General features: G+C 63.5%; 13 protein-coding genes. 3 read left to right on the top strand and 10 right to left on the bottom strand.

The genetic code is table 11. The features are described from left to right. Nucleotides 1–42 precede the first annotated feature (42 nt). From ACSC1P_RS12250 to ACSC1P_RS12240, 3 genes are all read right to left on the bottom strand, one after another. Nucleotides 43–819, bottom strand: coding sequence for a DUF6159 family protein (locus ACSC1P_RS12250; protein ID WP_435360470.1), 777 nt, complete (start codon nucleotides 817–819; stop codon nucleotides 43–45). Nucleotides 820–950: 131 nt separating this feature from the next. Further along, the gene (locus tag ACSC1P_RS12245; protein ID WP_435360469.1) at nucleotides 951–1,475 is read right to left on the bottom strand and encodes a hypothetical protein; all 525 of its coding nucleotides are present in this window, start codon (nucleotides 1,473–1,475) and stop codon (nucleotides 951–953) included. A gap of 96 nt (nucleotides 1,476–1,571) precedes the next feature. Continuing rightward, complete coding sequence (locus tag ACSC1P_RS12240; protein WP_435360468.1) at nucleotides 1,572–2,216, bottom strand: hypothetical protein; 645 nt, start codon at nucleotides 2,214–2,216, stop codon at nucleotides 1,572–1,574. Between the two features lie 124 nt (nucleotides 2,217–2,340). Between ACSC1P_RS12240 and ACSC1P_RS12235 the strand changes: the two genes are divergently transcribed. From ACSC1P_RS12235 to ACSC1P_RS12225, 3 genes are all read left to right on the top strand, one after another. Further along, nucleotides 2,341–2,904, top strand: a complete 564-nt coding sequence (locus ACSC1P_RS12235) for a thioredoxin family protein (protein ID WP_435360467.1) — start codon at nucleotides 2,341–2,343, stop codon at nucleotides 2,902–2,904. 114 nt (nucleotides 2,905–3,018) lie between these two features. Further along, complete coding sequence (locus ACSC1P_RS12230; protein ID WP_435360466.1) at nucleotides 3,019–3,315, top strand: hypothetical protein; 297 nt, start codon at nucleotides 3,019–3,021, stop codon at nucleotides 3,313–3,315. 240 nt (nucleotides 3,316–3,555) lie between these two features. Further along, nucleotides 3,556–6,900, top strand: a complete 3,345-nt coding sequence (locus tag ACSC1P_RS12225; RefSeq protein ID WP_435360465.1) for a methyl-accepting chemotaxis protein — start codon at nucleotides 3,556–3,558, stop codon at nucleotides 6,898–6,900. Between the two features lie 366 nt (nucleotides 6,901–7,266). Here the strand turns inward: ACSC1P_RS12225 and ACSC1P_RS12220 are convergent, their stop codons facing one another. The 7 genes from ACSC1P_RS12220 to cheY are packed head-to-tail and all read right to left on the bottom strand — an operon-like array spanning nucleotide 7,267 to nucleotide 15,490. Next, nucleotides 7,267–8,100, bottom strand: a complete 834-nt coding sequence (locus ACSC1P_RS12220) for a CheR family methyltransferase (protein WP_435360464.1) — start codon at nucleotides 8,098–8,100, stop codon at nucleotides 7,267–7,269. Beyond that, nucleotides 8,097–8,618, bottom strand: a complete 522-nt coding sequence (locus ACSC1P_RS12215; RefSeq protein WP_435360463.1) for a chemotaxis protein CheD — start codon at nucleotides 8,616–8,618, stop codon at nucleotides 8,097–8,099. Before ACSC1P_RS12215 ends, ACSC1P_RS12220 begins: the two co-directional genes overlap by 4 nt. Beyond that, complete coding sequence (locus ACSC1P_RS12210) at nucleotides 8,615–9,859, bottom strand: chemotaxis protein CheC (RefSeq protein WP_435360462.1); 1,245 nt, start codon at nucleotides 9,857–9,859, stop codon at nucleotides 8,615–8,617. Before ACSC1P_RS12210 ends, ACSC1P_RS12215 begins: the two co-directional genes overlap by 4 nt. Next, nucleotides 9,856–10,461: a chemotaxis protein CheC gene (locus tag ACSC1P_RS12205; protein WP_435360461.1), complete on the bottom strand. Its 606-nt coding sequence runs from the start codon at nucleotides 10,459–10,461 to the stop codon at nucleotides 9,856–9,858. The genes ACSC1P_RS12210 and ACSC1P_RS12205 overlap by 4 nt, the downstream gene beginning before the upstream one ends. A gap of 25 nt (nucleotides 10,462–10,486) precedes the next feature. After that, nucleotides 10,487–14,047, bottom strand: coding sequence for an Hpt domain-containing protein (locus tag ACSC1P_RS12200; protein ID WP_435360460.1), 3,561 nt, complete (start codon nucleotides 14,045–14,047; stop codon nucleotides 10,487–10,489). Then, on the bottom strand, nucleotides 14,040–15,131 hold the full coding sequence (gene cheB / locus ACSC1P_RS12195) for a chemotaxis-specific protein-glutamate methyltransferase CheB (protein ID WP_435360459.1): 1,092 nt from the start codon (nucleotides 15,129–15,131) through the stop codon (nucleotides 14,040–14,042). Before cheB ends, ACSC1P_RS12200 begins: the two co-directional genes overlap by 8 nt. Further along, the gene (cheY, locus tag ACSC1P_RS12190) at nucleotides 15,128–15,490 is read right to left on the bottom strand and encodes a chemotaxis protein CheY (protein WP_435335752.1); all 363 of its coding nucleotides are present in this window, start codon (nucleotides 15,488–15,490) and stop codon (nucleotides 15,128–15,130) included. The genes cheB and cheY overlap by 4 nt, the downstream gene beginning before the upstream one ends. Between the last annotated feature and the right edge of the window lie 41 nt (nucleotides 15,491–15,531).

Raw genomic sequence — 15,531 nt, 5'->3', positions numbered from 1 at the left:
CCGCCGCCAACGAAGTCCGGGAACACGTCACGTTCCCCAGGGTTAGCGAATCGTGTGGCCGAAGTCCACGTCGTCGAAGGCACTGGGCTGGCGGCCGTCGGTCGCGTAGACGTACAGCGCGGTCTTCGCGATGCCCGTCAGGGTTTGGCCGACGAGGACCGTCCCGAGGACGACCACGACCGAGAACGCGAGTGCCCCGGCGAACCCGACCGCCGAGCCACCGAGGACGACGAACGCGAGGCCTGCCAGCACTATGCCGACGATGGTGAACAGGACGCTGACGAGACCGACGCCGAAGCCCGCCCCGGCGGTCTCGCCCCACGTGCGCTTGAACGTCTCGCCACTTCGGCTGATGGCCTCGGTGATGGACACGTCCTCGAAGACGACCACCGGGACGACGAAGTAGGTCAGGATGCCCCACCCGACGCTGACGATGCCGGCGAGGATGTCCCCGACGATGCTATCCTCGCTCCGAATCGCCTGTAAGACGACACCGACCGTCGCCGCGATGACCGCCCACGCGAACAGCGTCCCCTTGTTTCGCCACGCCGCCGCGAGTCCGTTACGGAGCGAGGGGTCACGGCCCTCGAACGCCTCGCGTGCTTCGTGCATCAGTGCTGCCGTCGTGAACGAGGCGATGAACGTCGAACCGAGGTAGAGGACGAACAGGACGACCCACGCCAGTGGACCAGCCTCTGTCCCGACGATGGCGAACGAGCCACCGAGGAGCAAGACCAGGAACACCGTCCCGGCCAGCCCGCCGACGAACGGGAACGCGAGTAGTTCCGGGTCGCGTCGAAGGACCCCGACGCTGTCCATGGCGAGGTGCCAACCGAATTTCAGCCGAGCGAAAAATCCCATAGACTGATGAACGGTTCGTGAGCGGATAAACACGCGCTGACACGTCGTCGCATGTCGGTCTAGTCGCTCAGTACGGTAGCGTGGCCGACTCAGTAGTTCTTGAACAGGTGGGCCCGCACGTCGTCTTTCGTCTGGACGTACTCGGTCGTCCCGTCGGGCATGTCGACCTCGTAACGAGCGTCCTCCTTGCTCGCCTCGCGCCACTTCTCGTCGTGGGTGTCCATCAGATTCATCATCGCGTTCAGACGGTCCTCACCGCTGTCGCCATCGTCGTCGGAATCGTCACTCCCGTCGTCGGTGTCGGCCGTCGTCGAGACGCTGACCGGGTCACCTGTGTTCGTGGGTTCGTCGGTGTCGCTGTCAGCAGCCTCGACAGCGGCCGCGGCCGCCTCCTCCGCAGAGCCGTCTTCGGCCCAGTCGACCTCTTCGGTCTGGGCCGGTGAGGCCGTCGGCGCGTCGACGTCGAAGTCGAGGTCGCCGTCGTCGTGCTGGTCGATGAGGTACTGGAGGGCGTCCTTCGGCCTGACGTGTCCGTAGCGGACCTCCTCCTGAATCTCCGCCCGTAACGAGTCGAGGAACGACTGCTGTTCCTCCGAGATGGTGAGTTCCGGCATACGCACACCGTGGGGATGGGGGGTAATAAGCGTGAACCACGGCGGTCTCTCGCTGGGGACAGCGGGCCGTCAGCTACCGACTCGGAGCGAAATGCGCTACCACTGCGAGCTGAATCGCCCGTACGACCGTAACTGGTCCGGGATACGGACGAGTGCCGCCTCGCTGTCGTGCGGGTCGTCACTGCTCGGCGGCCCACCGAAGCTCTCGTCGTCCTCGCACTCATCGTCCACATCCTCCTCCTCGTATCCGAGGTAGATGCCGGCACAGGTCGCACCGCCGCAGGAGAAGTTCTCTCCCCATTTGAGACGGTTGGGTCGTCGCGTCTCGCACGGACTGATGTTGTACTGGTGGACGACCACCGTCTCACTGGCGAAGTCGGTGTCGGCGACGAACGTCGCCGCCTCGTCGCCACCAGTCGTCGTACTCTGAAACTCGAGTGCCTCCCCTTCAGCAGTCGAGGTGACGAGCCAGTCCTCGTAATCCCACTGTGGCTCGGACTCAGACAAGTTCTCTTCGGGGGAGTGCTCCGTAGAGCGAACCGCCGACTTCCCTTCGCTGTTTCTGACCGTCACAGACGCTGGCGAGTCGACGACGTCCGAGTACGTGGGTTCACCGGCGGTGGCCGTCGGGGTTTTTCCGCCGCTATCGTTGGGGCCCTGGCCGGCGCACCCCGCGAGCCCAGCGAGGCCGATGCTCGACAGGTGCAGAATCTCTCTGCGAGACAATCTGTCTGATTTCACGACAGGTCGTCGGCTCTTGGACGAGAAATATCTTCTGCGTTCACACGACTCGGAGACCCCTCACCCGACAGTGAAGCCCACCGCGAGCGAAAACCACTAACACCTCTCGTTACTACTCTCGCGCATGGTTCTACTCGATTCGGACTCGGAGATGGACGCGGGCGACGTGGCACCGGATTTCGACCTGCTGGGCGTCGACGGCGAGACGTACTCGCTCGCGGACTTCGCCGACAACGAAGCGCTGTTGCTCGTGTTCACGTGTAACCACTGCCCGTACGCGCAGGCGAAGTTCGACCTGCTCAACGAACTCGCCGCCGAGTACGACGACGTGGCAGTCGTCGGCATCAACCCGAACGACGAGGAGGAGTACCCCGACGATTCGTTCGACGCGATGAAGGAGTGGACCGAGGCGGGGAAGGTTCAGTACGACGCCTACCTCCGCGACGAGAGTCAGGAAGTCGCCGCCGAGTACGGCGCGGTCTGTACGCCTGACCCGTTCCTCTTCCGACGTGAAGACGGCGAGTTCCGACTTGCCTACCACGGCCGTCTCGACGACGCGATGAACCCCGACGCCGAGCCGACCCGGTTCCACGTCAGGGAGGCCATCGACGCCATCCTCGCTGGGGACTCGGTCGACCTCGACTGGGAGCCCTCGCAGGGCTGTTCCATCAAGTGGAAAGACGAGTGAGGTTGGAGTAACCTACACACCAGCACGAACGTACCGATTCCATACCTCATTACTCAGAAATCTGTTTTTCATGCCCGGGAAAGCCAGATAAACCCCGATAGCCTAGTTCTCAGTATGCGACAATACGGGGGGTCGCGTGACTCGGGAAAACGACGGGTTCGCCACGAACTCGCCGAGTTCGCTCGGACGACTATCGGGATACTGCTGTTCCCGTTCTATCTGGCCCGGAGTACGACACCGAAACTGGTCCAGTGGCTGTTGCTCGGTGGTGTCGTCGGGGTGATTCTCGTAATGGTGTTGTTCCCGCCGCTCGCACTCCTCGCTGCACTCTTGCTGTTCGTCCTCGGTGGGACGGTCGGTGCGATGACCGTCCAGAAACAACAAGTAGAGCACGTGCGACGACGGAACTGAACGAGCCGGTTTCACCCACGACCAGCACACACGATTTTTGCTCCTGAACCGAAACGGCCGATAAGTTGAAGACAGTGGTTCTACCTGCCACACATCGGGTTTTCAACCGTGATAATCTCCGGTGTTGTTTTATATTCCGCAACCTAGCGTTATCGACATATGCTGGGCCCGCTGCGTGGACTGATACCAAACTTTATTCGTCGGAGCTACGCGCTGAAATTCGGTATCGCACTTCTCATCATGGGGCTGGCGGTCGGGGCTGTGGGGTACGCCGCGACGGACCAGATTACCGGGGAAGTCGAAGACAGCGTCAACGACAGACTGACGGATAGAGCCGAACAGGAAGCTCGGAACCTGAATCAATGGGACGAGCGTAACAAAGTAATCGCACAGAACATCGCACTCAGGGACGAAGTCGAAGCTGGCAACGAAGCCGACATCGACGCCACCTTAGAGAGCAAGACGCAGCTGTTGCAGTTCGAGCGTGGGATTCGGGACATGCACTACGTCAAACTCCCGAGTAACACCATCACGGCGACGACTGCCAACAGGTTCGAGGACGGAAACATCGACCAGCTGAGCGCCCCGTGGGCGGGTCAGCTCTCGGACAGTACGACCCTCGGTAGTGACGAGGGCGTCGTCTTCGACGCGTACACCGACCACGAAGGCACGCCCGTCGTGGCGTACGCGTTCCCAGTCAAAGCGAGCAGTGGCAGTGAAGCCATCGTCATCACCGTCGACGTGAAGAACTACGGCCAGACGATGGGTGCCGAAAACGGCGAGACGACGATGATTCTCGGGGAGGACGACCAGATCTTCTTCTCTAACTCGGCGAACGCACTGCAGCAGGACTACGGTCGCAACACGGACTTCAACCAGCTCGCAGCGGCTGGCGCTGGCGTGAAGGACGTCGGCACGGCACCGCAACTGCTCACCACGGTCGTCGGTGAGGACTACTCTGACGACGAGTACGTCGTGAGCTACGCGCAGGTGCCGGACCGCAACCTCGTCGTGACGGTCAGCGTCCCGCGGAACAACGTCTACGGCTTCGTCGACCGCGTGGGTGAGTGGGGTCTCATCGCGACGCTCGCCGGGATGAGCCTCATCGTCCTCGTCGGGACGGTCATCGGCCGTAACACCGCGGCGTCCATCGACCGCCTGACGTCGAAGACCGCTCAGATGGAAGAGGGCACGCTGAACGTCGACTTCGAGACGCACCGCGTCGACAACATCGGCCGCCTGTACGCCGGATTCGGCTCGATGCGTGACGCGCTTCGTGAGCAGATTCAGGAAGCACGCGACGCCCGCGAGGAAGCAGAACTCGCCCGGGCCGAGGCGGAGCAGATGAACCGCCATCTGGAGCGCAAGGCAGACGAGTACCGTGAAGTCATGCAGGACGTGTCCGCCGGGGACATGACCCAGCGGATGAACGCCGAGTCCGACTCCGACGCGATGGCCGACATCGCGACGGAGTTCAACCACATGATCGGCGAAATCGAGGAAACCACGGCACAGCTGAAGAACTTCGCGAACGAGGTCGCCACCTCCTCCGAGGAAGTGACGGCCAGTTCCGAGGAAGTTCGCAGTGCCTCCGAGCAGGTCACCGAGTCCATTCAGGAGATTAGTGACGGTGCGGACCGGCAGAACGACAGCCTCCAGCGCGTCAGCCAGGAGATGTCCGGCCTGTCGACCACCATCGAGGAAATCGCGTCGTCCTCGAACGAGGTCGCAGACCTCGCAGAGCGGACGGCCGAGACCGGTCGCGACGGTCGTGAAGCAGCACAGGAAGCAATCGACCGGATGCAAGAACTCGAGGACAACCGCGAGGTCGTCACCGACCAGATGGGTGACCTCGAAGACGAGATGGAGCAGATCGACGAACTGATCGACTTCATCTCCGAGATTGCAGAGCAGACGAACATGCTCGCGCTCAACGCCAACATCGAGGCGGCGCGCTCGGGCAGTTCCGGCGAAGGGTTCTCCGTCGTCGCACAGGAGGTCAAAGACCTCGCAGAGGAGACGAAGGACGCGGCAGAGGACATCGAAGTTCGCCTCGAAAGCATCCAGGAGAAGACCCAGCGGTCGGTCCAGTCCGTCGAAGGCGCGAGCCAGCAGATTGCGGCGACGACCGATGCAGTGGAAGACACGGTCGACGCACTCGACCAGATTGCCGGCTACTCGCAGGAGACGAACACCGGTGTTCAGGAGATCTCCGCCGCGACGGAAGAGCAGGCGGCATCCACCGAGGAAGTCGTCGCGATGGTCGACGACGCGGCCACGATTTCCGAAGCGACGAACGCCGAGGCAGAGAACGTGGCGGCAGCCGCGGAGGAGCAGACCACGGCACTCACCGAGGTCAGTCGCTCCGCGAGCGACCTCGCGAACCAGGCGTCGCGCCTGAGCGAGGCACTCGACCGCTTCGACACCGACGTGGAGGACGTGTACGACTTCAGCACGGGCGATGCCCTGCTGGAGGACGTGGAGACGCGTGAACCCGAAGAACTCGCTGCTGCGCCCGATGCCGCGGACGCCGTCGGCGAACTCGCCGCAGCAGACGAAGCACTCGACGACTTCGAAGCGGACGAACCGGAGTCGGTGGCCGCGAGCCCGAGCGCACCGGCAGACGACTCTGCCCCCGAACCCGAGCCAGAGCCCGAGTCGGCTCCGGAACAGGAGTCGACCCCGCAACTGGGCGGCCTCGACTCGCCGGCGACGTTCGGTGACGACGCGACGCCGAGTGCGGACGCTGGACTCGCAGGCACGTCCGGCGACGACTCCTTCGACCCGATGGGTGAAGGCGGGTTCACCCCCGTCGACGAGGTAACCGAGCACGACGGGTCCGACCTCGACGACGTGGACCCGGACGACTACGACCTCGACGCGGCGGTCGACGCCAGCGAGTCGGCCGACGCGGACGACTCGGCTGCCGAACCGGATATCGCGTTCGGTGAAGACGATGCGGACGCAGCGGACGACGATTACGACGACCACGCCGGCGACGAGGTGTCCTTCGAGGCAGAAGCCGCCACGTCGACCGACGAACCGGCCCCCGAGGCCGACATCGACCTCGGTAGTGAGACCGGTGAAGACGACTGGGACACCACCGACGCCGGTGACACGAGTTGGGACACCGACACGGCCGACGACTGGGACCATCAGGAGTCCAGCTGGGACGCGTCCGCACCCGTCGAGGGTGACGACCCCCTCGCAGACGAGCAACCGGCGACCGACTTCGACGACGCCGAAGACACGGACGCAGCCACGGAAGTCGACGACGCTGCCGACACGCCGACCGCCGACGACATCGACCTCGGCGTCGACGCCGAGACCGCACCGGAGAGCGACGTGGAGACCGACGACATCGACGCGGGCCTCGACGACGTCCTCGACTTCGGTGAGGACCCACTCGCCGAGGACGCGGACGATGGCGACGGCGACGAGGAGGTCACGGAGACCAAGGAGATTCCAGGCATGAACGACATCGACTTCGGTGACGAGACGGACACGGACGACCTCGACGAGGAGAGCGTGGAAGAGGACGACATGTTCTCGTTCACGCAGACCGAGCCGAGCGACGACGAGTAAGCGAACCGCGGTTCGCCGACGCGGCCTTTTTCAGCGTGTCAGACCCGACTAGACGATTCACCATCCGAACACCGCTAGGCGAGGCCTGCGTGAACGGGTCGCTGTCGCCACAGAATCTACAGGCAGTCACGGAAGAACCTGCTACCGATTCACCTCCCCAAGTGATGCCACCACTGGTCGTGGTAGTCGTGACTGCCAACTCGTTGCTGTCCGGCACTACCAGCTTGCAGGTGTCCAGTCGACGGGTGCGCGGTGCGGTGGTCACCCGTCAACCCAGTCCGGTTCAGCGTTCGATGTCAGCTGACGCTGCGGGTGCTGGTCTTGCTGACAGAGTGAGAAGAGGGACCCGCCGGTGGCCTCGGCTGGTTACTCGCGCTGGTAGATGCGGAGTCGCCCGTCGAGGACGCTGAACACCGACTTGAGCTGCGGTGGAATCGTCTCCGCCTTGCCGATGACGAGGTAGCCGTCGGGACGGAGCGCGTCGGCGACCGTCCGTAGAATCGGCTCTTTGTACTCGTTGTCGATGTAGATGAACAGGTTACGACAGACGACGAGGTCGAAGCCAGATTTCGCGTCGTCGTTGATGAGGTCGTGTCTGGCGAACGTCACCATCCGCTTCACCCGGTCGGTCACCTCGAAGCGGTTCTCTTGCTTGTCGATGTAGGCATGAAAGTTCGAGAGGAAGCCGAGTTGGTCGCCGATGTCCACGGTGCGCGTGCTGTGGTAGACACCGTCCTGTGCGGTGTGGAGCGCGTCGACACTGATGTCGGTCCCGTAGATGTGGAACTTCTCGGCGTCGACCCGTGGGTCGTCGAGCGCCAACATGGCCAGCGAGTAGGGTTCGCGGCCGTCGGCACACGCGGCAGACCAGACGTGAACGTGGTCCTGTTTGGCCGAGAGGTCACGCATCACGTCGCGCAGGCCGTCCCACACGTCCGGGTTTCGGAAGAAGCCCGTGACGTTGATGGAGAGTGCGTCGAGCAACTCCTCCGCTTCTTCCTCGTTGTCGACCAGCACGTCGTAGTACCCGCCGTAGTCGTCGACGTGCGTGCGGCGCATCCGTGAGGAGAGCCGCCGCTTGAGATAGCTATCGTTGTAGTGGCTCGTGGCGAACCCGAGTTCGTCTTCGACGTAGGCCGCGACGCGTTCGAAGGCCGCTTGCTCGTCCGCCGTTTCGCCGTCGGCCGGGCGCTCCGTCACAGCTCGATGTCCTCGTGGTCGCCGTCGGCCGTCCGGATGGACAACACGCCGGTGGTGACGTCGAACTCCACGGTCCGCCCGCGCTGCCCGCCGACGTCTTCGCCGACGATGGGGACGCCGAGTTTTGCCAGTTCTTCTTTCGCCGCTTTGACGTTGCGCTTGCCGACGCCTTCGCCGAAGGACTCGAACTGGAACATGTCGCTGCCGCCAGCGATTTTCGCCTCGACGGAGGTGTAGGCCGCACCGTTCTCGACCATTCGACGCAGCATCGCGCGGATGGCCGTATCGGCGTACTTGCCGGGCTGGGTGTCTGCCCCGTCGGCGGCGTCGCCATCGGGGAGCATCACGTGTGCGAGGCCACCGATGTTCGAGTCGGGGTCCCACAGCGCGACTGCCAAACACGAGCCGAGGCCGTAGGACTTGAGCGCCTCTTCGTCGTCCTTGCCCTTCACGACGAACTCGGAGATACCGACCTGTACCGGTTCTGGCGCGCCCGGTTCACTTCCATACGTCTTCATGAGTTCTCCAGTTCGTCCATCTGGAAGTCGGCCTTCGTCTCTGCGTCTTCGATGCGGTCGATGTCGAGGTCGTTGAGCGCGCGTTCTAAGTCACGCTCGTCGGGGATGGCGTAGATGGAGCAGTCGAATTCGCGGTCGTTGGCCATGATGACCGTGTCGAAGACGAACGCGAAGTCCTGATTCTCGCCGAGTTGGATGATGACCGGGTCGATGACCGCCGCGCCGTAGTCGTGGATGTACTGCGGCGGCGAGTGGTCGATGGTCGTATCGAGCACGTTCGCCCAGCCGTCGATGAACCCCGAGGCCATGATGTTCCCGAGTTCCTTGATGGCGCTCTTTCCCAGTTCGCCGAAGCCTTCGTCCGGCGGACTCGGCAGGGTCGCTTCCACGACTTCGCGCGCCGAGCGCTCGTCGAACAGGAACAGCAGGTAGCCCGAGGGCGTCCCGTCGAGTTCGTGCGCGACGCCGACGAGCATCTCGTCGTCTATCTCCTGCGGAATGGCTTCGAGCGAGGCGAACTTGAGTCGCCGTATCTTCACGCTCGTCTCCATCCCGGTCAGCGTCGTGATGTTCGACGCGACTTCCTTGGCACCCTGCTGTGCCATGTCGTCGAAGCCGGCGAGTTTGTCGTACTCGATGCCACGGCTGTCCGGGTCGCCGTGCTGTTCGAGAATCTCCGCCATCGACTCCCGCTCGGGGAACAGGTAGTGTTTGAACCCGATTTCGGTGTCGGTCGCCTCGATTTGACTCTGGAAGAGCAGGGCGAGGTCGTCGTTGTCCGGCGCAGTGTCGAGGTCGCCGATGAACGGCTCTGCCGTGGTTCCCTCGATGAACTCCGGCGTCGACACGTCGATGACTCTGCCGAGGACGTCCGCCCAGCCGTCGATGAACCCGGCGTTCATTATCTGGCCGAGTTCGGTCATTGCCGAGCGATTCATCTCGTCGAACTCGCCGTCGTCGGTACTCCCGACGAGCGTCTCGACGATGCGCAACGCGGCAGCGCGCTCGAAGATGATGATGGAGTGGCCGTCCAGTCCACCGTCTAACTCGACGCGGATGCCGACTTTCGGCGTGTCGTCGGCGAACTCGGTGCGAATCTCAGAGCCGCGCATGAAGTTCAGTTTCGTCACGCCGACGCGGGTCTCCACGTCGGTCATGCGCGTGAGCCGACCGGCAGCGAGACCAGCACCCTCCCGGGCCATCTCGTAGAAGGTCCCGAGCGCGGTGATGTCCAGCTTCATGTCGGCCTTGCTTCGATTCCGTTGACCATCTCCACGAACTCTGCGAGGTTCGGGAAGGCGTAGATTTCCGCGTCGATGTCGTAACTCGGCACGGTCAGGTTGGAGTCGAAGAAGAGCGCGAGGTCCTCGCCGCCGAGGCCCGCGGTCCGTTCGACGATTTCACCGGCCGGTGCGTACACCAGCTGCGGTGTCGCGATGTCGATTGTCCGTCCAAGCACGTCGGCCCAGCCGTCGATGAAGCCAGACGCCATCATGTTGCCCAGTTCTTCGACGGCAGAGCGAGCCATCTCGCCGGACACTTGTGACATGTCGTCGACCATGTCCGAGAGCATGAGCGCGGTAATCTTCTTCGCGCTCGACTCGGGGAACAGGATGAGGATGTGCCCGTGCGGGGGCTCCATCAACCGGACGCGAACGCCGACTCGCTTCCCCGCATCCAGTTGTTTCTTGATGTCCTGGATGTCGATGAAGTTCGTCTTCGTCACCTCCATCTTCGCGTCCTCGCCTGTCAGTTTACTCATGTTATCCGCGACCCCGTTGGTCCCGACCTTTGCCATCTCGTTGATGAAGCTAAGCTTCCGAATGTCGACCATCAAGCTCATAGTTGCCTCCTGTGATTTCGTCCGTTCATAGTGTCTTCACGTCCAGAATGTTCACGACCTCCCCTTCACCCAGTACCGTCGCACCGCTCAGTCCGGGGATGTTGCCGAGCACGCCCTCGAAGGGCTTGACGACAACTTCCTGCTGTCCGCGGACCTCGTCGCAGTGGACGGCGATGTCGCGCACCTCGTTTCGGATGCGCAGTACCATTCCGTCGCCGTTTCGCGGCGTGCCAGGGGTTTCGAGCGCCTCGGCGAGTCGGACGAGCGGGGTCTGTTCGTCGCCGTCGACGACGACCTCTTGCCCGTCCACTTCGCCGACCTCGGGCACCGGCCCGATGTCGCGCACGACTTTCACTGGGACACCGAACTCCTCGTCACCGGACTGGACGAACAGCACGTCCGCGATAGCCACGGTGACCGGGAGCAGCATCCGAATGGTGGTTCCTTCACCGCGCTCGGATTCGACGGCCACCGAGCCGTCCAGTCCGTTCACGGTGCTCTTTACGACGTCCATCCCGACACCCCGACCGGACACGTCGGTCACTTCCGACGCGGTCGAGAGCCCCGGGTGGAAGACGAGTTCGTAGGCTTCCGACTCGGAGAGTTCTGCAGCCTCCGACTCGGAGAGCACACCCTCTTCGACCGCCTCGTCGCGGAGGCGGTCGGCGTCGAGGCCGCGACCGTCGTCTTCCACCTCGATGACGACCTGGTCGCGGGCGCGCTCGACGCGCAGCGTGACGTTTCCTTCGTCCGCTTTGCCCGCAGCGTCACGCTCGGCCGGCGTCTCGATACCGTGGTCGACGGCGTTGCGGACGATGTGGACGAGCGGGTCCGAGATCTGGTCGAGGATGGACCGGTCGAGTTCGACCGATTCACCCTCCATCTCGAATGTGACCTGCTTGTCCTGCTCGCGGGCGATGTCGCGGACCACACGCGGGAGCGTGTTCGCGACCATCTTCACCGGGACGAGGCGGACGTCCATGACGGTGTCCTGCAACTCGTCGGTGAGGTCTTTCAGTTCGTCCAGTTCGCCGTCGAGTTCGCTGGGGTCGGCCCCCTCGTCGACGGTTCGCCGGAGTCGCACGCGACTGGTGACCAGTCCCTCGACGAGGTTGAGGAGGTTCTCGACCTGGTCGACATCGACCCGAATCGACTGGATGATGTCGCTGTCGTCGTCCTCGTCCGCCTCGTCGAGGGTCTGAATTTCCACGTCGAACTGCGAGCCGTCGACGGCCGGGCCGGTCGCACCGGCGTCAGCCGTCTCCGACTCGGTCGGCGCGTCGTCGAACCCATCGTCGAAGCCGTCGGCCGAGCCGACGTTACCGTAGTCCATGCCGACACCGGCGTTGGCGTTGGCGTCCCCGGACAGGTCGTCGTCCGTGAGGTCGCCGAAGCCGTCGTCGGTCTCGACGGTCGTATCGGCGGCCGCCTCGGCGGCTGGATCGTCGAGTTCGAACTCGCGCACCTCGACATCGTCGAGGTCTTCGAGGTCGTCGACGAAGCCGGACGAGACAGTAGCGTCCGGCGACTCGTCGAACGAGTCTTCGTCGAACGAGTCCTCGGCGGGCGAGTCGTCGAAGCTATCGTCGGTGAGCGAGTCGTCGCTGAAGGAATCGTCCACGAGCGAGTCCTCGGCTGCGTCGGCGTCTGCCGCCGCGGCCGGTTCCTCGTCTGCGCTCGTTTCTTCGGTCCCGAGGTCGGGATTCGACGCTGCGGACGACGTCTCTGTGGGGTCGGCTGCTTCGAGGTCGAAGTCGCCGCCCACGTCGATCCCGAAGTCGGACGACTCTGCGTCGACGGGGTCGTCGAAGCCAGTACCGGTATCGGAGTCGAACTCGCCAGCCGAGTCGAATTCGTCCGTCGTGTCGAAGTCGTCCGTCGTGTCGACCGCAGCCGTGGTCGAGTCGGCGACGTCAATAGCGTCCGTCTCGGTCTCGTCAGCCACCGCATCGGCTTCGACCTCGGGCGGCTCTGACTCAGCCACCGCATCGGCTTCGACAGGTTCTGCGTCAGCTTCAACCGGTTCTGCCTCGGAACCAGCTTCAACAGCTTCCGCGTCAGCTTCCACGTCGACTGCTTCAGTGTCAACTTCGACAGTATCCGCCTCGACGGTGTCTGCATCGTCGGAAACCTCGATGGCATCCGCATCTGCAGCAGCCTCGACAGTATCTGCGTCAGCGTCAACTTCGACTTCGACGGCGTCGGCATCGGTCGCAGAGTCGTCCGCGTCTTCGAAGCCGGCCACGTCGTCGTCGCCGACGAGTTCGTCGAGCGACACTTCGTCTTGGCCGCTGTCGACGCCACCCTGTGCAAAGAAGTCGTCGTCGGACTCCTCGAAGTCCTCGCCGAGGAGTTCGTCGAAGCCGACTTCTTCCTCGTCGGAGTACTCGTCGAACTCGAGTTCGTCGAGTTCGGCCTGGAGTTCGTCGAAGCCGACCGGGTCGACCTCCGCTTTCAGTTCGGCGAAGGTCGCCGCCGCGTCGTCGACCTCCTCGTCGGGGTCTTCTGCGGCCGGTTCCGGTTCTGGCTCGGGCGCTGCCTCGTCTTCGTCTTCGAATCCGAGGTCGTCGTCGAGGTCCATCCCCGACCCGAAGCCGTCGTCGGCGTCCAGCGCTTCGTCGGCCGTTTCGTCACCGAAGTCGAGGTCGTGGAACGACCCGGCGTCGCCGAGGTCGTCGAAGCCAGACACGTCGTCTATCTCCTCGACCATGGAGTCCAGGTCGTCGTACTCGTCGAACTCCGAGAGGAGGTCGTCGACCGTCATGTCCTGTGCAGCCGCAGAATCGATGGCCGAACCGGGTTCCTCGTCGAAGAGGTCGCCGAACTCGTCGTCCGGTTCCGGGTCGGCGGCGGCTGCTTTCGCGTCCGCGTAGCGCGCGGTCACTTCCGTGATGTGCGCATCTGCGACCGCGTCGACCGGGTCGAGCGCCGCCGAGATGGCGGCATCGCCGACCGCACTGCCAAACACCACGTCGAACGACCCGTCGTACGCGCCGTCGTCGATGGCCGACTCCTCCGGGACGGTCCCGAGCACGTCGAACGCATCGGTAAGCGCGGTGACGACGAGACTGCCGTTCTTGCCGTCGTCGGCTTCGTTGATGGCGAGTCGAACGTGGAACACGTCGTGGTCCTCGTCCGAGAGGTCGCCCGCAGCCGCGATTGCCTCGTCGAGCGCGTCGTTGTCTGGGACCGAGATGGCCGAGACACCCAGCGCCTCGGCGCGAACCTCACGCAGGTTCTCGATGGTGTCTGACGGGTCCGTCCGAATCTCACCGTGTGCGCGAATGTCGTCGAGCATCCGCTCTAGCTCGTCGACACCGGCGAAAATCTCGTCCATCAGTTCGGGTGTCACCCCGACTTTCCCAGAACGAACCGCTTCGAGTAAGTCCTCGACAGCGTGCGCGAGGTTCGACGCCTCGTCGAACCCCATCGCACCCGCGTTGCCCTTCAGCGTGTGGGCCATGCGGAAGATACGGTCCATCGCCGCGTCGTCCTCGGGGTCGCGCTCCAGTTCGAGGAGTGCGTTGTTCAACTCCGTTATGTTCTCGTCTGATTCCTGAACGAAATCTCTGAGATACTCATCCATGGCTCTTTGCCTCCTGTGCGAACACGGAACAGATGGCGTCCGGAATCGCACCATCCGGTAACACCTGGTCGACACAGCCCGTCTCGATCGCCTTCTTCGGCATCCCGAAGACGGGACTGGTCGCTTCGTCCTGCGCGATGGTCGCGCCTCCGGCTTCCTTTATCGCCTGCATGCCGGCAGCGCCGTCGCGGCCCATTCCCGTCAGCGTGACACCGCAGAGCGGGTCTCTGACGCGATTGGCCGCGGTTTCCATCGTCACGTCGATGGCGGGACGGACACCGTGGCGGCGCTCGTCCTGCGTGAGTCGCATTCGAATGCGACCCGCGACGTTCGAGACGACTTCGAGATGATAGTCTCCGCGCGCGACGACGACTTCGCCGTCACAGACGCGCATCCCGTCGGCAGCCTCGGCCACTGAGTAGTTCGTACACTCGTCGAGGCGCGCAGCGAGCCGGTCCGTGAAGGACGCGGGCATGTGCTGGACGACGAGTATCTTGGCGTCGAGTCCGACCGGGAGGCCGGTGATGAGCTGTTCGAGTATCTTCGGCCCGCCGGTCGACGCGCCGATGACGACCGTCGGGTGCTCGACGTACGAGTAACCGCGCGAAGCGGTTTCGGTCGTCCCCATCGTCTCGGCGACGCGCCCCGCGAGACTCGCAGTCTGTGCGGCGCGTGTCCGCGCGATAGAGGACACGTCGGCTTCACCGACTGCCCGTACCTTCTCGACGAGTCGCTCCGACAGACTGGCGATGTTCGGCGACACCTCGCCGCTCGGCTTCGCCAGTACGTCGACCGCACCTCGGTCCAGCGCCTCTAAGGTCGCGTCTGCGCCCCGTTCCGTGTGTGCGCTGATCATCAGTATCGGCGTCGGTTTCGTCGACATTATCTCGGCGACCGCTTCGATGCCGTCCATCCCGGGCATCTCTACGTCCATCGTGACGATGTCTGGTTCGCGTTCTGTGACTTCTTTCACCGCTTTTCTGCCGTCGCTGGCGCTGTAGACCTCGTACCCGTTGTCTGCGAGGATGTTGCCAATGACCGTTCGCATGAACTGCGAATCATCGACAACCAGCACGCTCGTCATGCAGGGACGACGTCTTTCAGCGCCTTACGCACGCTTGGTTCTTCGAACGGTTTCGTGACGTAGCCGTCCGCCCCGGCCTTGACCGCGAGTTTCATCTTCTCGCGCTGGCCGACGGACGTACACATGATGACGCGTGAACCGGGGTCCAACTTCTTGATGGCGGCTGTCGCCTTGATCCCGTTACACTTCGGCATCACGATGTCCATCATCACGATGTCTGGATTTTCCTCTTTGTACAGCTTGACCGCCTCTGCTCCGTTGGACGCCTCTCCTACGATGTCGTACTCGTCCTCCAGAATCTGCCTGAGGAGGTTCCGCATAAAATGAGAGTCGTCCACGATGAGCACCCCTGTCGACATTCAGTTAATACACCAAGCACGGGTAGACCAAGCGGGAGCAT

The organism is Haloarchaeobius caseinilyticus, assembly GCF_051207395.1.
GTDB lineage: Archaea > Halobacteriota > Halobacteria > Halobacteriales > Natrialbaceae > Haloarchaeobius.
The sequence above is the reverse complement of the archived record's forward strand: the minus strand, read 5'-3'. Positions and strand labels throughout refer to the sequence as shown.